The following is an 18,442-nucleotide window of genomic DNA, read 5'->3' as shown; positions in this document are numbered from 1 at the left end:
ACTTACGCGGGCAGGTTGGCGACAGCCAGCCGTATAGCAGACTCCGCTGTTGCGCAGGATATTTCCGTTTCCTTGTAGCCTCCTGATGCGTAGACCTCCAGAATCTCGGTGCGGGCACCGACCTCCCGATAGGCATAGATACGACTGCAACCGTATGAAGACTTCTGCGAGGGATCCACTACCGAGAGTCCGTCGCCCAGGTCGATTGGATGACCGGACATGTCCTCGGGGTCGTACTGTCGTAGCTTCACACTGAGATCCGCCCGGCCGGACCACTGGCAGGAATGACCGTCAAACGAGGCGGGAGACGCCGGCAGCGGCCCGATGAGCGGGTTCAAGTCGTCGGGCGACAGCAGAGCGCATGGGTCCATGCCAGCAAGAGATCGATCCGCGTCCTGCAGGCGAGGGATTGCGTCGCCGACCTCCATCATGCGCGTGAGCACGAATTCGACTAGTGCACAGGAGTCAGCGTCGGATGAGGTGATCTGCATTCCCCAACCCTGCTCGGTAGTACCCACCTCGAGACCACGTTTGCAGCTTCGGTCGCCATCGAATGCCGTGATCGGCTTGCCGTTGATCTCCGAACCGGTAGGTTCCGAATAGATGAGATCGAGCGACGTAGCGGGCTCGATCCCCAAGGTCCGCTTGCCATCCCTTGCTCGGCATCCCCACGTGGACGTCGGCTCCCAAGACCACTCGGCGGTGTTGACCGGCCACCCGGCCGCCGCCGCTGCGGGAAGCTCCGGCCCCAGCGCCAGCTGGACCCAGCGACAGGTGTCGGCTTCGCGGAACCGAGTCAGCAGATCCGGAGCTTCCGCTTCGACAGTCCGACCCGCCCAGACCACCGTGGCAGCCGCCAGCATCGCAACGACCAGCCCCGATAGCGCGGCTACCACTATCGTGTATCGCCGACGATTCTCGAGCGGCGGTGCGGAGTGCACGCTACGCTGTCGACCCGATGCCGAGATAACCTGTGTCGCATCCGGGTCCGTCGCGATTTCCTCCAATTGCGTTGCTAGACGATCGATTTCCGCGTGTATAGATTCCGACCACGGGTGGCTCTGACTCCCCGAGTGCCCAAGGTAGTCGAGTATTTGTGTCGGCGTGGGACGGGACCGTGGCTCCTTGTGCAGGCAGGCCGCGATCAGCTCACGCAGTTCCGGTGGCACCCGCTCCAAGTCGGGTTCGGCATGCGCGATATTGAACAGAGTGTAGGCCAACGAAGGGGCTTGGAACGGACTGGCTCCGGTCACCGCCATGGCGAGTAGGGAACCGAGCGAGAAGATGTCACTGGCAGGCGTGATCTGTTGGGACAGCGCCTGCTCGGGCGACATGTATGCCGGTGATCCCAGCACCGAACCAGCTTCGGTCAGTTCACTCGTGGTTTCGGTCGGTTGGGCGATCCCGAAGTCGATGACGCGGGGACCGTCAGCGGCCAGCATCACATTGGCGGGCTTCAGATCTCGGTGGATCACTCCGGTCCGATGAATGACTTCCAGTGCCGATGCCAGCCCAACCGCGAGTACTCGCACGGCCTGAACCGGCAGCGGGCCGTACCGGGTGACGACTTTGTCCAACGGCAGACCGACCACGAAAACCGAGGCCAACCATGGTGTCGGGCAATCGACGTCAAAATCGAGGACGGGGGCTGTGTATGCGCCGGACACCTGTGCTGTCGCCGCGACTTCGCGGCGGAATCTGGACCGATACTCCGGCTCGTCCAAGAGGTGCGCGTGTACCTGTTTTATCGCGACGAAGCGGCCGTCCGGCCCCATACCAAGGAGCACTCTTCCCATGCCGCCGGAACCCAGCACTCCGTGGAGCCGGTACCGGCCGATGTGGTTCGGGTCGTCGGCGGCTAGTGGCTGAAGCTTCATTTCGAGAGCCTCGGTATGACGGCGGCCATAAACCTCTTGCCGCTCTCGCATGCCCCCGGCCGACCGTCTCGCCTGACGATATTGACCTTCGCCACCTCGGCCTTAATACCCTCGAGCAGGCGCACCATGTACTCGAGTTCACACGAGCCATACTCCTCACGATCTTTTATGTACACCGTGGCGTCGCCCACCTGAATGGGCGGGCGGCTTCCTCGATCGGGACGCCCCTCTTCGAGCAGGTCGAGTTCTATGATGTAGTCACTGCCACTCACCCAGCAGTCGTGCGGGTCGTTCGATGTCTTCTGCCCGGGGTCACCGGCGATGGTACGAGCAAGCTGCGGATCGATTACTCCGCAGGGATCGATCCGATACACCGACTCGGCGGGGAGCTTTCGGAGTGGCGGGTTGACGGTGAGGCGCTTGACGATCTCGATCAGTGCCCGCTCAGCCATTTCCTGGCACGAGCCATCTCCGCTCACCAGCTGACCATCCACGGTGATCACTACGGGTGCGCCGCTTTGCGCGGCAACCGAGCGATAACACGAATTCTCCTGTCCCGACCTGAAGATCGGCATCCAGGCAACTGTGCTGCCGGTTGGAGAAGCCGCCGACTCTCCCCAGGGCCAGTCGAAATACAGACTCAACCAGATCTCCCCGCCCTCACCATCCGTGATGGCGGTCTTGCACAGCTCAGGATTATCCGGCGCCTTGTCCTCCAGTGTGCCGAGCGCACCGAGCACCGGCTCTTCCAGCAACGCACACCGGTCGAGCAGCCGCCACTCCTCCGCACTCAGCGCCAATGACGGCTCGGTCATGGGCACCGCCTGCCCGGGCTGACGCGCCAGTTCTTGCGCGGCAGCAGCGGTACCGGCCACTACCAGCAGGCCCGCAGCTGCTGCGGCAGCGGCGCGGATAATGCCGCGCCGACGGCGGCGCACCCGCGCGAGCTGTTCCCGGTGACGAATTTCCCGCGCGGCCTTCTCCACCCACCAGTCGGTATCGGCCTGATGCTCGGCGATACGCTCGCGGACCGCGGGCGGCCACGCCGGTTCAGCGGCGATCCGCCCGGCGGCCTCGAGCAGTTGCTCCGCCGTGGGGCGCTGCGCCGGATCCTTGGCCAGACACGCCTCGACAAGCGCGCGCATATCCGGCGGAACACCGGTGGTGTCGGGCTCGGAATGCATGACGTTGTAGAGGATCTGGGGGGTGGAGGTTCCGGAGAAGGGGCTGCTGCCGCGCGCCGCCATGGCCAGGATCGCGCCGACCGAGAACACGTCGGCGGCCGGGGTGAGGCTGCGGCCTTCCGCCTGCTCGGGTGACATGAAGGCGGGTGAGCCGATGACCGAGCCGGTCGCGGTCAGCTGCTGATCGGCTTCCATCGCGCGGGCTATGCCGAAGTCGATGACGCGGGGGCCATCCGCCGCCAGCAGCACATTGGCCGGTTTCAGATCGCGGTGCACCAAACCGGCTCGGTGGATCTCCACCAGGGCCGAGGCCAATCCCGTGGCCAGGAGCCGCAGACCGCCCAGGGTGAACGGCCCGCATTCGTCCACCACCGTCTTGAGTGCGGGACCCGGGATGTATTCGGTTGCCAGCCAAGGGCTCTCGGAGCCAGTGTCGCTGTCGACGACAGCAGCGGTGTACGCACCGGCGACCCGGCGACTCGCCTGTACCTCCCGATCGAACCGGGCGCGGAACTCGGTATCTCCTGCCAGGTGCCGGTGGATCTGCTTGACGGCCACCAATCTGCCCGTCGGCGCGCGGCCGAGCAGCACCCGTCCCATGCCACCTTGTCCGATGACGGCTATCAGCTGATTGCGCCCCAGCTGGCGCGGGTCCTTGGGACCCAGCGGTTTCATGCGATTCCCTCCGCGAAATGGCAGGCGACGCTCACCGTTCATCTCCCAGTGCCGCGTACTGCGCCGCCGCCAGCTGACGGACGTCGCTCTCCTGGTTGCTGAAGACCCGCGCCACGGCATCACCGCGCGCGATCAAGCAGCGGAATCGCCTGGCCTCCTTCAGTATTGTGGACGGCTGCTGTGCCCGATAACAGGTCACACCCGCGAGGCCGGAGACACCGGACATGGGGACGTACTCCAATTGCTCGTCCCCCGACGCCAGATACTCGACCGCCTCGTCCGCTCTCGCCGGGTCGGCGAGGCGGAACAGAAACTTGTTGTGCGATACCGCGATCGCGGTGATCCCGTGGGCCGAGTACTCGGCGAGCGCGTCGGTGGGTTTGCCGACCAGCAGCGCGAATGTACGCGGGCTGTAGACCGCGAAGTCCCGCTCGTCCGGTATGTAATCACCGGTCTTCACGAGCCGGGGCAACAGCTTGTCCGGGTCCAGCCGCAGCGTGGGCAGCTCGGCCTCCGGGGTGGGGGTGAAGGTCTCGAGGTTCGCGAGCTGCGCGCGGTAGGCCTGAGTCGTCATCTCGACGAGCCGCTCCAGGTTCGGCTCGGGCATGCGCGCGTAGATGCGGATGACCACCGATTTCCAGGTCAGCCAGCTGCCGATGGTCGGTACTCCGGGCCGCCAGTGGCTCAGCGCCGTCGGGTAGGCGTCTACCGCGACCGGCACATTGTCGGCGTTGGTCTCGAAATCGGCCCTGGCCATGGCGGCTGCCGCGGCCGCCGCGGTCTGTTCGTCCGGCAGGGCGATGAGGGAGATCGAGAGCATGGTCTCGGTCTGCTCGCCGCCGTAGTCCCGATCAGCGGCAATGGCTCCGAACGCGCCCAGCACCGGGTAATCGCCCAAGGCTGAGCGCTGCGGCCCCGAGATCATGCTCACCACTCCGGTGTGGTTGGCGATGACCCCGCCCCCTCGACCCACCGTCAGCGCGGGGTCGATCTCATCGGCGTACACCAGGTGCTCACCGAGGCGCAGCGACTCCACCAGAATCCCGCGCGCCCGGCTGGGACGGTCGTCGTAGTCATCGTCGATCCGCTCGCTCGAGTAGGGACCGAAATCCCGGGCCGGATCCTTGCTTCCGTCCGAACACCCGGCCGAAACAATGGCCGTGGCGGCGAGCGCCACGGCGGCAAGCCGGTGGTACCGCAACCGCATCTCCCCCTAGGTCCGCCGCCGTGCCAGCGACCGGACTTCCTACCTTTGATCCCCGCCGGAATGCCGACCGGTCCGCGTCAATCTAACAGCAGTCCGCGCGCCGCCCCACTCCAGCGGAACGCCCCCGGACCGAGAGTTCCACGCTTCGCACCGCATTCGTCGGATCGCCGCGTTGCCCCCGTCCGAGATGTGCCGCTCGGACGTTCGGAGCGTCACCCTCCGTTCATATTGTGGTCACCAACCGGCTGTGGCACAGTCGATCTCACTGTGTTGTCGCGCGCAGCGGACGGCTGCCGGAACCTCGGAGGGGATCCATGGCTGAGCGGGTTGAGGTCGATCCGGACCGGGTCGACGGGGTCGCGGATATCGCGGGGGATATTCGGGATCGGTTGTCCGGGATTGCCGGGCGGGCGCGGGCGGCGGTGTCGGCGGGGCAGGCCGCGTGGGGGGATGACGAGTTCGGGAGCAAGTTCGCGGACGGGGATGAGGGGTTCGTGGCGGGGAGTCGGAATATGGCTACCGGGACGGATAACCTGTCCAGCTCGTTCGGGAATCTGGTGCAGGGGCTCACCGAGGCCGCGCAGAATCTGCGGCTGATGGAACAGCGCAATACCGGCCGGTTCTAGGAGGAGGCGTGTACGGCGAAGGCGATGCGGCGACCCTGCTGGAGGGTTTCTCCGAGCAGATGCGGGCCATCGGGGCGGCGGCGCAGGAGCGAGCCAGGCTCACCGCCGCCGCGACGGCCGGTGGCGGACGGGTCACCGTGACCGTCAATGCCGATGGTGCGGTGATCGCTACCCGATTCGCCGATGATGTCGGCGAGTTGTCGTATGCCGAGATCGCCAAGGCGGTCACGAGTGCGGCGCAGAAGGCGGCGGCGGAGGCGGCGCGCAAGACCGAGGAGTTGATGCGGCCGCTGGCGGATCGGCGGGCCAGGATGCCGAAGCTGTCGGAACTGCTCGAGGAACTGCCCGATCTGGAAGATCAGCGGCCCGCCATCCCCGACGCGTCCATGGCACCGCCGGACGCTCGGGAACGGCTCGACCGGGAAGCCGACGCCCCGACATACGCCGATGCCGAGGAATACGAGGAGTGGCGTTCCCGAGGAAATCCCGGTGCGACCGACCGGTCCTGGTGACGATCACGCGGAACGTCGATCGACGCGGCGGCGGTCGAGCGACCCGCGCAGCGCGCCGCGAGCCACGGCGGGCCGGGCACGATCCAGTGTGAAGTTCAGCTGTAGCTCGACCACCGCTACGTCTCTCGATCCGGCTGCCGCGCATGATCGCCACGGCTGCGTCGCTTGATCGCCGCCCGGCCAGCGGCGGACGAGCGGCGCTCCCGCGTAGAAGGCAGCGACGCTACCAGCGCACCAGCGTCGCGGCGTACTGATCGCGGACGGCCGTCAGCCGCTCCCTGGTGAAGCGTCCGGGCTCCCGGTCGTATACCGCTCGGCCATCCGCGGAGAAGAAGGCCGTCGCGGGCACCCGGTTCTCATTCGGCGGCAGGAATTTCAGCACCTCGTCGACCGCCGCCAGCGCTGTCGCCAGGGTGTGCCGGGCGGTGCGGCGCGCCCGACCGTCCAATCCCGCGCCATCGGCCGGGGCCCGGCGGGCACACATATCCGAGTACCACAGCCACACACCGGGGTCCAGCAGCTGCGAAGGATCCTCCGCACCGAATCGCACCGAATCGGCGGGCGGCGGCAGCACCACGTCGGGCAGCCGGAATTCGTACACCCGATGCGCACCGCACTGTCCGCAGTCGCCGGAATAGCGGCTGGCCAGCACACCGTCCACGGTCACCACCGCGCTGCGGAAGACGCAGCTGCCCGCACCGCATTCCGGGCAGGGTTGCAGATCCAGGAACAGCCGTGCCTCGGCATTGGTCCGCGCCAACGGCAAGACATCCGGCACGGGCACTCCCCTCCTCTGACGACCAGGCACCGGGCAGCCTACTGCGGCTCGTCGCGCAGCTCCGCGTAGCGTGCGCGCTCCTCCGGTCGCAGGTCGGTGATGTACAGCTGTCCCGCGCCGCGGCAGATGGGGCAGACCCGCTGCCGCAGGCACTCCGGGCACGGCTGCTGGTCGCCGTCGGCGCCGGTGATCCAGCCCTGCCCACCGCAGGTCGGGCACCAGCCCAGACCGTCGCATTCATAGCACAGCACATAGCCGGGTGTGACCGTATCCGGTGTGCGGACCGGCTCGGGCGCTTCCGGTGGTTCCGGCGTGTAGAGCGCGACGGCGGGAGTGTGCGCGCTGTACAGCACGCCGGGAGCGTCCGCCCAGACGCGAATCTCGATCGTCATGCCGTCACGGCTGCCCGTGAGCACCATGGCGCCGCGCCCGTCGGAGTCCTCCGGTCCGGAAACGCGCCACGCGGCGGCGGTCAGCAGCTCGCTCGCGCGGTCGAGCACGCTCCCGGGATCCGCCGAGCGCGTCCCACGCACGATCGCCGAGTATCGGTACCCTTCCGGCTCGCGCCAGTCGGCGACCTTGGGTTCGGCGGGCATGAAGAGATCATCGGCCGCCTCGGGGGTCAGCCGGGCGACGAGCTCGGTGAGCTGCGCACGCAGGGCCTGACCCAGGCGGTCGAGCTCCTGTCGCGCTCCCGGAATCTCGCCCATGCCATCTCCTCCGTCGGGAGGCTATCACTAACGGTGTTCATGTTGAGTTCACCTACCCGTTGTGGCACAGTCGATCTCGCCGAGATCAACACGACACCGTCCGAGGATATGTGTGGCACTTCAGTTTCCGTCATGGCTGGAGTGGCTGGAATGGCTGGTCGGAGCGGACTGGCCGCACGGTAACGAAGACCTCATGTGGCAGATGGGCCGCGACTTGCAGGCCGTCGCGGATGAGGTCGACGCCCTCCTGAACGATCTGGACGATCTCGTTCGCGGTGTCGGTGACGCCTACCCCGACGGTACCGGCGGCGACAAGATCCTGGAATGGCTGAAACCACTGCGCGAGGGTGAGGGGTCCGAGGAGCACGGGTCCATCGGACAACTCGCCGAGCACTACCGTTCGCTCGCCGCGGCGGCCGACGGCATGGGCGACGAACTCCAGGCCGCCAAACTCAGTTTCTACATCGCGGGCGGCTGGCTGCTGGCGGAACTGGCCTGGGCCGCTGCCGCCGGGCCCGCCGCGCCACTGCTGCACGGCACCATCTTCGCCATGGCTCGGATTACGTTCCGCAAGCTCGCGGAACGGCTGGCCCTGCGCATCACGACCACCCTGGGCAGGCACATCACCAAGCCGGTGCTGCAGCGTGTTCTCCCCAAACTGGTCTACGAGATCGGCCAGGAGGCGCTGGTCGAGACCGTGCAGGGCGTCAGCGAAGAGCTGCTGGTGCAGGCCATTCAGAACCAGACCGGCAGTATCGACGGCTACGACTGGAACAAGGTCGGCATCAACGCCCTCGTCTCCGCCTTCGCCGGTGGGGTGGGCGGCGGCGTCGGTTTCGGTGCTGGTCATCTTCTCCCCACCGATATGGGCGGTTGGAAGGGTGCGTTGAACGGCGCTCTCACCGGCGCCACCGCCGGCACGGCCGGGGCCGGGGCCGCGTGGCTGGGTGGCGGCGCCCTCACCGGCAACTGGGATTTCGATCCGCGCTCGCTCACCGGCGGTGCGCTGTCGGGGGCTGGGCCGAGCGCCCTCTACGGGTTCAGCGGAAAGTCCGATTTCTCCGGCGCGCCCCTGGACTCCACCATCGGCGATGGCAGCAGCACCGGGCCGGTCCCCGGCGGCACGACGCCCGGCCCGACCGGTACCGACCCGACCACCAGCCCGACCGGCACCGACACGACGCCCGGCCCGACCGGCACCGACACGACGCCCGGCCCGACCGGCACCGACACGACGACCAGCCCGACCGGCACCGACGGCGAGCCCGGCACCACCGGCGGCACTACGCCGAACGTGGGGGCGAACTCCGGTAGCACCACATCGGGCGACGGTCCATCCCTGCGCCCGGCCGGGTCGAGTGAGAACGCCCCTACCGGCACCGATTCCGCATCCCGGTCCGGCCGTGATCAGACCTCGAGTTCGGGGGGCGAATCCCCCGGCGGTGGGCAGACCGGGCGATCGATCTCGGAGGCCGACGCGGATGCGGGCGGGCGGTCCGACCGCGCCGATTCGGAATCCTCGGACGACGGCACGCGGGCCGGGGACAAGTCCGCCGGCGAGCCGGGCGGATCGGACTCCGATTCGTCCTCGAATCGCGACGAATCGGACCGTCGCGAGGACTCGCAGCGCGGCGAGACCGACTCGGATCATGCGACGAGTGAACAGGACTCGACTCGCGACGGAACCGAGCCCTCGGGCGCTTCCGACGACCCCCATTCGAACTCGGATACCTCGGACAATTCGAAATCGCAGCCCGGCCAGCGCTCCGCCATCGACGCGCCCGCGACGAATGCGGGATCCACGTCCCCGACGGCCGACACGGGGGCGGCATCGACAGCACCCGTCGGCGCGGGTCCGGCCGCACCCCTCGGTGGCGCACCGACCGGTCTTGCCGGAAGCACGTCGGGCACCTCCGGCACCGCCGCGTCGGCACCGACGTCGACCACCGCATCCACATCCTCCCCGTCCGGTAGCGGCGCGCGCGGTGCGGACTCGACCGGCGCGAGCCGTGTCACCCCAGCGAACGCGGGTCCGACCACACCCCCGGGCACGACCCCGACTACACCGCCGAGCGCCAGCCCGACCGCGCTGCCGGGCACGACCCCGGACGTCAGTCCGACGACATCCCCGGGCACGACGTCGCCCACACCTTCCGACGCGACGCCGACCACACCCTCGGATGCCGCGTCGCCCACACCCTCCCACGCAAGCCCGACCACACCCTCGGATGCCACGTCGCCCACACCCTCCGACGCGAGCCCGACCACACCCTCGGATGCCACGTCGCCCACACCCTCCCACGCGAACCCGACCACACCCTCGGATGCCACGTCGACCGCACCCTCCGACGCGACGTCGGCCACACTCCCGGACAACGGCCCGACCGCGCCTCCGTTGGACGGAGGTAGCAGTGCGCCAAGCCAATTCGCACCGGCGACAGCCGATGCCGATCGGCCGTCGGCGGGTGTGGAGACCCGTGCGGGCGCGGATCGCGGCCCGTACCCGGGCACCACCGGACCGATGCAGGCTAGCCGCACCGGGGTCGAACCACCCGGCACGCTCGCGTCCGCCGATACCACCGTCGATCGCGAGCAGAGCTCACCGGATACCTCTGTCGACACCGCAGCGGTGGTGCCGATCGCGACGCCGATCCCCGGACCGAGCGGCTCCGACGCCACGCCGCAGGGCACCCGCGGCCCGAACCGCTCACCGGAGCACGGCACCGCGAGCCGGGTCGGCGACTTCGACGGCAGCGCACGCCCCGAGGGCCAGCCCGACCTGACGCCCGAGCGCCTGTCCGGGGAGATCGGCAACAATCTGGGCCTGATCACGCCCGAGGGCGTGGCGTGGAACCGGGACCAGGGCCACTTCGTGCTGCCCGACGGCCGGACCGTGACGGTCGCCGTCGGCCCCACCACCGACGGCGCGGTCGCGGAATTCACCTCGCGTCCCGATGATTCGGGCTACGAGGTGCACGTCTCGCTGCGGACACGCGATCAGGACGTCGTCCGGGCGGTCGCCCACGAGCTGGCCGAGATCCGGCTGTCGCAGGATCCGGTGATCGACATCGACCCGATCGCTGATCGCCCGTCCCAGCAGACGCCGCACCTCGACGGCCGCTTCGCGGAGCTGCGGGTGCTCACCGCGCAGATCGACCGCGCGACCTTCGATCCCGCGCGGTCGCGCGAACTCCCGGGGCTGCGAACCGATCTGAACGATCTGGTGAACCAGCTCGGCTTCCACCATCCGGAGCACGCCGGCACCGTGCGGCAACACCTGACCGACCGGCATCCCGAACTCGCGCGGCGCATCGACCTCGAATTGCGGGACGTGCTCGGCGCACGACCGACCATCGACCAGAACCTGCCGAATACCGACCTCGACCCGACCGCACACCTCGACCGCCTCCGGCACCTGCTCGGCGGCGACTTTGTCGACGATGTCGTGCGGGCGGAGCAGCGCGCGCTCGACGGGCGCATGCGCGAGGAACTCGCGCGGCGCGTCTTCGACCCCATCTTCAACGATCCCGCCGCCGCACCCGCGCGCAAGACCGTGAAGACGCCGGAGCTGTTGAGCGCACTCGATCCGATCAACGAGGCGATCAACAATCCGACCCTCAGCGGTCCGGATCGAGCCCAGGCCGTGCACCGGGCCATCGACGAATTCCACAACTCCATGCCCGACACCTTCCGCGACGCCCTCGGTCCGGCGGCGTTCCACCGCATGCACGAGGCCGCGGACGCCTTCGGGATCGGTCCGAGCCGCATCACCGGCGTCCTCGATCCGGCCACGGGCGAGCTCACCGTCGACGGTGCGCAGACCACGCTCGGCGACCTCCTCCGGCAGGTCGACCGGGCCAATCGCGGCGCCACCGAGAACGGGCTGAACCTCGAGTTCGCCGTGATCGTGCACGATCCGGCCGACGGCGCCGCCGCGGTCGAGATCCTGTCGCGGCCACGACCACAACATCGGCTTCCCTTGGCGCAGAACGTGTTCGGTCCGGACAACCAGCCGCTTCCGCATCAGCCTCGGCCGTCCGTGCCCGCGGCGGTCGCCGGTGCGCACACCATCGACGTCGGCGTCGGCCGCAGCGCCTTCGCCGTCGAGATGACACCGGTCGGCGACCGATCCGGTGCCGGACTGGTCATCAAGACCGAACTCGCCTCCGATTTCGCCGTGGCCGGGCAGCGCCGCCGCAATCTCGGCATTCTCGACCCGGGACCGCTCACCGAACCGGGCACCGTCATGGTGTTCGGTGACCTGCTGTTCAGCGGCCACGTACTCGGCGACGGCACCACCGGCGACGTGGCACGGATCTACATCAACAATGTCAGCGCCAAACTGCCCGATGCCGCCTACGATGCGCTGGCCGCCGGACTGGCGAACACACTCGCGCCCGGTGGCAGGATCGAGCTGCAATGGGATATGAAGCCGGAGAAGCCGATCGAGAACGGCGGCCGGCTCGGCGACCGCGGGCACATCGACGGCGACAAACTGTGGGAGGCGATTCAGCGCCGCTACGGCGACACCGGCGGCCCGTTCCAGCTGGCCGAACGCACCGAGTTCCCCCCTCCGGGCAATGACGACTACGACTACACCATCGACGCCGGAGCCAGCAATACGCTCGACGCCGGAAAGATGGCGCAGTTCGTGCCGCCGCGCCCCGACCACCGCATGGCGATCGTCTATCACCCCGATGGCACGCAGGCGACGGAATCGGTTGCCGACCAAGCGAATTCGCAAGACATCCGATCCACCGACGCGGATGCGATGCCCGCCGCCACGCGCTACGCCGAGCCGACTCCCGCCGGTGTCTCGCACCATCGCGGTGATCCGGTCCTCGGCGACCTGCCCCACCGGGTGCCGCCGGATCCGAATCGCTTCACCGCCGACGTCCACATCACCCCGGACGGGCACGCGCGCATCGGCGACGACCGCTACGCACCCGCACAGTACGGCGATCTGCTCCGCCGAACCGGTTGGGACGGAAGCACTCCCATCCGCCTCATCGGCTGCGACGCCGGTTCGAACACCTTCGCCACCCGACTGGCCGAGCATCTGGGTGTGGACGTGCTCGCGCCCACGGCACCGGCCTGGACCGACTCCGCGGGCCGCGTCTACACCGCCACTGCCGAGATCGGTCCGGACGGCAACCGGCGGCCCCGCATCCCACCGGACGGGCTATGGCAGACCCATCATCCGGACGGCACCACGACACCCGCCACCGCGGACGGTTTCGCACCCGGTACCCGACCGGAGGACCCCCGCGGCCTCGACCCCGACCAGGCGCGCGACCGCGCCCGCGATATCCCGGACACGACGCAGCGGCGCGAGGACTTCCGCGAATTGCGGGACGAGAACCGGGAGCGACGCCTCGAAGGCTTCGGATCCGTCCAGGAACTGACCCAGCGGAACCCCACCGTGGACGAGGTCCGCCGCCCCCTGGACCGCACCCTCACCACCGCTCGCTACCGTGACGCCGAAACCGGCACCGCCACCGATTTCTTCAACTACAGCGGCGTGACCCACGACTGGGCTCCCGCGTCGGACGCACCGCCCCGACCGCCCAAGGGCCAGCGCGTCTTCGAGACCTTCCACGCCACCTCCTACGATCCGGAAACCGGCGTGCCGCGCCCGGGCGAGGGCACCGACCGCGCCAACGACTCCGAACCGAAACTGTTCGAGGACCTGCTGCGGCACCAGTTGGAGCAGTACAGCGGCCTGCCCCGCGAGGATGTCGAGCGAGTGCTGAACGAGGCCGTCCAGGCGGTGGACACGGCCGCCAAGGCCGAATACGCCGAGGTGCGGAAGACGTGGCTGGAGATCAACCGGTTCCTCGTCGAGGACAACCGCGAGGCGGCCCGGGAAGCCGCCGCCAACGGCACCCCCTACACACCCCGGACCATCCGGGACGCCACGGTGCACGAGTTGGTGAACGACACCGATCTGCCCTGGGAGCTGGTGGACCAGGTCGTTCAGGACGCGCAGGAGGTGCACAAGTCGGCCGTTCCCGATATGCGGCCGGGCCGTGCGGCCGAGGAGCAGCGCACCCGACTGCGCATCGAGCTGGCCATCGACGAGCTCAATGCCCGCGCCGGGGCCGCGGCCACTCGGGAGGGCCGGGCCCATACCCCGTTCACCGCCGCGGATATCACCGGTGACCTGCGACTGGTCATCGACCTGCCGTCCGCTCGGACGCACGATATGCCCGAGCGGTTCCAGATCTGCTTTTCGTGCACCAACCTGCTCGAGGTGTATCAGCGCATGTTCCCCAATATCCGGTTGGAGGCGGTCAACCTCGCGCTCGATAGGTTGTATCCGTTATGACTCGATCACAGCAGGCAGCGCGCGAGCGGATCCGGTCCGCCTTCGAGGAGGTGCTCGCGCAGGGATTGCGTCGGGATTCGGTGCGGGGCGCCACCGCGGCGGAGATCACGCGATACGCCGACCGGCAGCAGGTCGCGCACGTTCCCGCCGCCGTGCACGAGGTGTTCCAGCTGATCGGCGGCGAGCCTGGATTATGGTTCGACGGAACCGATTTCGGCGTCGAGAGCGGTATCGACGACACGGTGAAGCGCGGTGTCGTCGGCCAGCTCCTCGACCGGACCGAGCAGCAGATGCGCGACCCGGCGGGCATGTTGGTGTTGTCGGCGCATCAGGGCTATCTGTTCCACGGGATCGACGGGGCGGACCTGGCATTGGACGACCCGCCGGTCTGGGAGATCGGCGAGGGCCGGGCGGTGCGCCGCTGGGACTCGACCACCGCGTGGTTCACCGAGATGGAGCCGCTCGTCGAAAGCCGGCGCCGGGAGCTGGAACGGTACGACCGCGAGGGGCGGCCGCGCCCGTCCTGGGCCCGGTTCATCCTGCCGCGCACCGCCGGCACACCCCCGGACCTGGATCCGGACCCCCGGATCGGCGAAATCGTCGAGCGGGTCTTCGCGGCGGGACTGCGCCGGGATTCGGTCGTCGGCGCGTCCGACGCGGCGATCGACCGCTTCGCCGCCGCACAGGGCGTGGAACGGGTGCCGACCGCGGTGCGCGCGATGCTGCGGCTGCTCGGGGAAAGCCCCGGATTCTGGCTGCACCCGATGACTTTCGGCGTCCACGGTATCGACGGACCGTTGAAACGCCATGTGCTCGAGGTGGTGGGCGGTATGGACCATGGGCTGCGCGATGCCGCCGGAATGCTCGTCCTGGCCGCGTATCCGGGTCAGACATACCACGTCGTCGACGGTGTCGATCTCGTCGACGAGGACCCACCGGTCTGGGAGATCGGCGAGGGTGAGCGGACCCGCCGGGTCCGTGCGATGTGGGGCAGCACCACCGGCTGGCTCGACGCCATGGCACCCGATGTGCCGCGCGCACGGCGCACGGTGCGCCGCGCGGTGGAGCAGGGACGTCCGCTGCCCGAATGGGCGCGGTTCATCGAGGAGGCAACGGACCGATGAGTCGGCAATCCAGCCCCCGCCTGGCGCGGGTGTACGACGGGCGCGACGGCGACGGCCGCCCGCACGCCGATCGGGTGGCGGTGGACCCCGGCGTCTTGGACGCCGTCCTCACCTATCTGGAGGCGGCTCCCGTGGTGCTGGCCGCGCGCGGCTTCGACGTGGACGAGTTCGCGCCGCGAGAACGCGACGTGCCGTTGAACTTCCGTACCGACGGCGAATGGGTCTGGGCCGGATCGGTTCCGCACTATCTGCGCAAATACGGGCTGCCACCGGAGCCGGACCTGCTGGCGCATATGGCGGACCGCGGATTCCGGATCGGCGAGGTGGCCGAGGCCGCCAAGGACCGCGCGGTGGAGCTCGTCATCGGCGGGTGAGCGGCGGCCCGCCCGACCGAGCGCACTCCCGCCGGTCGATGGGGGTGCGCTCGGTCGACGGCGAACCGTCCGGATTCGACACCGGCCGGATTCAGCCCAGCGTCGAGATGGCGGAGAAGTCGGCGACGGAGTCGGCCTCCACCCGGGTGAAGGTGCTCACCTGATCGCGCAATGCCGCGGCCAGTTTGCGCAGTTCCACGATGCCGAGGTCGGACTGGGTGGTGAAGGATGCGCCGACCGCGGTCAGGGTGTTGGCCGCCTGCACGGAGACCTCGTCGGCTCCGGCCGCCGCCACCGGCAGCACGGGAGCTTCCGCGCGCACAGCGGCCTCCAGGTTGTCCGCCAGCGTGTCCAGGGCAGCCGCCGCGGACAGTGCCGTGTCCTTGTCGAAACGTACAGCGCCCAAGTTGAATTCGCTCATTGTCCCTCCCTTCGACGGCATCCTACAGGGTCAGCGTTCGACGTGCGGAGTCTGCGTCCCCACCGCGCCGACCACCGGGGTCGCGGTGTTGCCCATATCACCCACCACGGCGTCACCGTGTTCGGAGGTGACCAGCTGGGTGCGTACCTCGTGATCGCCGGAGTCGGCGTCACCGGCCCGCGCGGCGAGTCCGGCGCCCGCACCCATCGGCACCATGCCCGTACCGCCCGTTCCCACCGTGCGGGTGGCCGGGGTGGTCGATTCGGTCACGGCAGCGGGCGCGCTGGGGGTCGTACCGGCGGCGGCGCGGGCCCCGGACCACTGGCTCAGCTGCGTTCCCGCGCCCGCTGCGCCGAGTCCGGCCACCGCCCCGACGGGTCCACCCATGGCCTCCGGGGTGGCGAGACCGACGGGCTCCGTCTCGGTGGTCCGCGGCTCGTCCTCGGGCTGCGTCGTGGGCTGGCTGATGTCATGCAACTGCTTGACCGTCTGCGCACCGGTCGTGGCCATCCCCATCAACGGCTGCACCAATCCGAGCAGCTGCGATACATGCTGCATCGGATCCACGCCCTGCGGGGCGTTGGTGACCTTCACCTTCTCACCCGCCGCGGTCATGGAGGCGCTGTGCCCGGTCAGCTCGGCCCTGGTCTTGGCGACCACGGCCGTCGCCTCCGCGGCCGTCTCGGTGGTCAGTGTCAGCACGAAGATCTGGCCCGGAGGTGTCACCAGGAAGGGCGCCGACGCCGCCAGCGCGGTGATGTACTTCGTGATGATGGCCGCCATGCTGGCCGCGCCGGTCGCGACCGTGCCCGCCGCACCGGCCAGCACGGTCTTCTGCTGCGCACCCTGTACCTGGAGTTCGGCCGCGTCCGAGGCAGCCGCTGTCCCCTTCTCGGCGGCGCCGGCCGCGCCGGCACCCTGCCACAGCGAAGACGCCAGCTGCATGATGCTGGTGGCGAGCGTCATCGCCTGCTGCAGGGCACTGGCGACCCCGGACAGCGCCTGTATCGGATCCTGTCCGCCGGTGTCGCCGAGCTGGCCGGTACCGAAGCTGGAAGCCAGATCGGTGAGCGGCCGAGTGAGCGCGGCCAGGTCGATCAGCGGCAGCGGGGGCAGTTCGGGCAGCGGCGGGGCCGGTGGCAGGTCGGGCAGCTGCGGCAGGCCCATATCCTGCAGGATCGAGTTGACCGGCCGGTCCAACAGCGGCCCGAGGGCCGTGCCGCGCAGCGCGTCCAACACGGTGGGGTCCAGCGGTCCCGGCGCGGAGGTCGGGACCGGGTTCATAGCTGCGCGCTGAGGTTGAGGAAATCGGTGCCGGACGCGGCGTCGACCGCCTCGTAGGTCCCGGCGGCCTCGTACGCGGCCACCGCGGTACCGGCGTGCACGGCCGCGAGCTCCGCGGCGGAGGAGAAGTGATTGGCCTGCGCATAGGCGAAAGCCGCCAGGAAATCCTGGCCGATCAAGCCGAAGACGGGCACGATCGCGGCAATGGTGGCGGCTTGGTCGGTGCTGGCGGCGCCGAGCACCGCACCGGCCATGGCGGCAGAAGCATCCCCGTAGCCGCGGATCGCGTCGGGCGTTGCAATGAGATTGCTCATAATGCTCCCGTCAACAAGTTACGTTCGAAATGTAGTCTACGAGAATAAGATTCGCCAGTTCGAGGTAATCTTCAACGAACTTCCGGCGAGCATGGTTAACAGCTGGCGGCCTAATGGTTATTTCCCGGTGGCCATTTCATCGTTGAAGTCCACCACCAGTCGCGACCGTTCCGCGAAGACCCGCCCCGCCGCCGTGGCGCAGGTATCCACCAGGACGCGCTCGAACTCCTCCGGCGACATCCGAGATACCGGGGTGCCGAGTTCCAGGTCGACCAATCCGCCGTTGCCGTCGACCTCGACGGTGATCGCGCCGTCCGGTGAGGTTTCCCGCATCCGCACCGCGACCATGGCGTCCTGCAAATCCAACAGCCGGTTCAGCTGGCCGTTCACCCGCGCCTGCAGCTCGTCCATCGACTCGATCACGCGAATCCCCTCTCATTCCCTGCCTTCTGGTGTATCGCGGAGATCAGACCGGGCGCAACCAACTATCCGGTTCGTCTTCGTAGTCCTGCTCGTCGGCGTACTCCTGGCGCGCCACCTCCTCGGCGGTGGGCAGCCTGGTCAGCGCCAGGTGTTCCGGGGCGAGCCCGGCGGCGCGCAAATGTTCGCGCCGTTCCATACCGGCGCGGCTGGCCGCCTGGCGGCACAGCAGTACGATCTCGCGGGCCAACGGCCCCAGATCGCCGCGCAGTCGGTCGCGGTCCACCTCGATGCCGAGCGGCAGGCCCTGTTCGGTGGTGGTGACCACCACCGAACCCGTCCGGGACGACGCCGTGAACTCGGTCGGGAAGGGTTCGGGGTCGTATCCCATTGGCTGGTCCAGCCTTTCACACGTGTTCGTCTTCGAGTACCAGCATGACCTCGGCCATCCGGTTGTGCAGGGTGGCCGTCAGTCGACCGCGGTCGGCGGCGACGGCTACTCGCGGGTACTCGTCGATGATCACATATCGGCCGTCGTCGGTCAGGTCTCGCCATTCCAGCCGGTATCTGGCGAGGCCACGCGGGCCGAAACGGGAGCGCCCCTGCAC

15 protein-coding genes and 1 pseudogene are annotated in these 18,442 nt (G+C 68.8%); 5 read left to right on the top strand and 11 right to left on the bottom strand.

The genetic code is table 11. The features are described 5' to 3' along the window. Nucleotides 1–2 precede the first annotated feature (2 nt). Genes QK444_RS00725 through QK444_RS00715 form a run of 3 tightly spaced genes read right to left on the bottom strand, consistent with a single transcriptional unit; the run spans nucleotide 3 to nucleotide 4,937 of the window. Nucleotides 3–1,877, bottom strand: a complete 1,875-nt coding sequence (locus QK444_RS00725) for a serine/threonine-protein kinase (RefSeq protein ID WP_282776024.1) — start codon at nucleotides 1,875–1,877, stop codon at nucleotides 3–5. After that, nucleotides 1,874–3,736 carry a serine/threonine-protein kinase gene (locus QK444_RS00720; RefSeq protein WP_282776022.1) on the bottom strand — a complete coding sequence of 621 codons (1,863 nt, stop codon included), beginning with the start codon at nucleotides 3,734–3,736 and terminating at the stop codon, nucleotides 1,874–1,876. Before QK444_RS00720 ends, QK444_RS00725 begins: the two co-directional genes overlap by 4 nt. A gap of 31 nt (nucleotides 3,737–3,767) precedes the next feature. Continuing rightward, entirely contained in the window at nucleotides 3,768–4,937 is a 1,170-nt protein-coding gene (locus QK444_RS00715; RefSeq protein WP_282776020.1) for a hypothetical protein, read from the bottom strand. A gap of 320 nt (nucleotides 4,938–5,257) precedes the next feature. Here QK444_RS00715 and QK444_RS00710 point away from each other — a divergent pair, with 320 nt between their 5' ends. Continuing rightward, the gene (locus tag QK444_RS00710) at nucleotides 5,258–5,569 is read left to right on the top strand and encodes a hypothetical protein (RefSeq protein ID WP_143982774.1); all 312 of its coding nucleotides are present in this window, start codon (nucleotides 5,258–5,260) and stop codon (nucleotides 5,567–5,569) included. Nucleotides 5,570–5,577: 8 nt separating this feature from the next. Next, nucleotides 5,578–6,081, top strand: coding sequence for a YbaB/EbfC family nucleoid-associated protein (locus tag QK444_RS00705; RefSeq protein ID WP_085996344.1), 504 nt, complete (start codon nucleotides 5,578–5,580; stop codon nucleotides 6,079–6,081). A 223-nt stretch (nucleotides 6,082–6,304) separates the two neighbouring features. On the opposite strand, the gene QK444_RS00700 is transcribed toward QK444_RS00705, so the two are convergent. Both QK444_RS00700 and QK444_RS00695 read right to left on the bottom strand, forming a co-directional pair. Then, nucleotides 6,305–6,859 (bottom strand): hypothetical protein, encoded by a 555-nt coding sequence (locus QK444_RS00700; RefSeq protein ID WP_282776016.1) that lies wholly within the window; start codon nucleotides 6,857–6,859, stop codon nucleotides 6,305–6,307. 38 nt (nucleotides 6,860–6,897) lie between these two features. Further along, nucleotides 6,898–7,569: a hypothetical protein gene (locus tag QK444_RS00695; protein ID WP_282776014.1), complete on the bottom strand. Its 672-nt coding sequence runs from the start codon at nucleotides 7,567–7,569 to the stop codon at nucleotides 6,898–6,900. A gap of 112 nt (nucleotides 7,570–7,681) precedes the next feature. Here QK444_RS00695 and QK444_RS00690 point away from each other — a divergent pair, with 112 nt between their 5' ends. Genes QK444_RS00690 through QK444_RS00680 form a run of 3 tightly spaced genes read left to right on the top strand, consistent with a single transcriptional unit; the run spans nucleotide 7,682 to nucleotide 15,395 of the window. Further along, entirely contained in the window at nucleotides 7,682–13,897 is a 6,216-nt protein-coding gene (locus QK444_RS00690) for a hypothetical protein (RefSeq protein WP_282776012.1), read from the top strand. Then, entirely contained in the window at nucleotides 13,894–15,021 is a 1,128-nt protein-coding gene (locus tag QK444_RS00685) for a hypothetical protein (RefSeq protein WP_282776010.1), read from the top strand. Before QK444_RS00690 ends, QK444_RS00685 begins: the two co-directional genes overlap by 4 nt. Beyond that, complete coding sequence (locus QK444_RS00680; protein ID WP_282776008.1) at nucleotides 15,018–15,395, top strand: hypothetical protein; 378 nt, start codon at nucleotides 15,018–15,020, stop codon at nucleotides 15,393–15,395. The genes QK444_RS00685 and QK444_RS00680 overlap by 4 nt, the downstream gene beginning before the upstream one ends. 91 nt (nucleotides 15,396–15,486) lie before the next feature. Here QK444_RS00680 and QK444_RS00675 read toward each other — a convergent pair whose 3' ends face one another. From QK444_RS00675 to QK444_RS00650, 6 genes and pseudogenes are all read right to left on the bottom strand, one after another. After that, on the bottom strand, nucleotides 15,487–15,816 hold the full coding sequence (locus tag QK444_RS00675; RefSeq protein ID WP_195119930.1) for a PE family protein: 330 nt from the start codon (nucleotides 15,814–15,816) through the stop codon (nucleotides 15,487–15,489). A 30-nt stretch (nucleotides 15,817–15,846) separates the two neighbouring features. Next, complete coding sequence (locus tag QK444_RS00670; RefSeq protein ID WP_282776004.1) at nucleotides 15,847–17,100, bottom strand: hypothetical protein; 1,254 nt, start codon at nucleotides 17,098–17,100, stop codon at nucleotides 15,847–15,849. Then, entirely contained in the window at nucleotides 17,097–17,414 is a 318-nt protein-coding gene (locus QK444_RS00665; RefSeq protein WP_282776002.1) for a type VII secretion target, read from the bottom strand. The genes QK444_RS00670 and QK444_RS00665 overlap by 4 nt, the downstream gene beginning before the upstream one ends. Before the next feature lie 117 nt (nucleotides 17,415–17,531). Then, nucleotides 17,532–17,837: a hypothetical protein gene (locus tag QK444_RS00660; RefSeq protein WP_029923674.1), complete on the bottom strand. Its 306-nt coding sequence runs from the start codon at nucleotides 17,835–17,837 to the stop codon at nucleotides 17,532–17,534. A gap of 43 nt (nucleotides 17,838–17,880) precedes the next feature. Further along, nucleotides 17,881–18,225, bottom strand: coding sequence for a hypothetical protein (locus tag QK444_RS00655; protein WP_039809873.1), 345 nt, complete (start codon nucleotides 18,223–18,225; stop codon nucleotides 17,881–17,883). 16 nt (nucleotides 18,226–18,241) lie between these two features. Next, nucleotides 18,242–18,442: pseudogene (locus tag QK444_RS00650) on the bottom strand (ESX secretion-associated protein EspG); the annotation flags it as partial.

The organism is Nocardia sp. CC201C (genome assembly GCF_030010695.1).
GTDB lineage: Bacteria > Actinomycetota > Actinomycetes > Mycobacteriales > Mycobacteriaceae > Nocardia > Nocardia otitidiscaviarum.
This window is presented reverse-complemented; position numbering and strand designations above follow the sequence as displayed.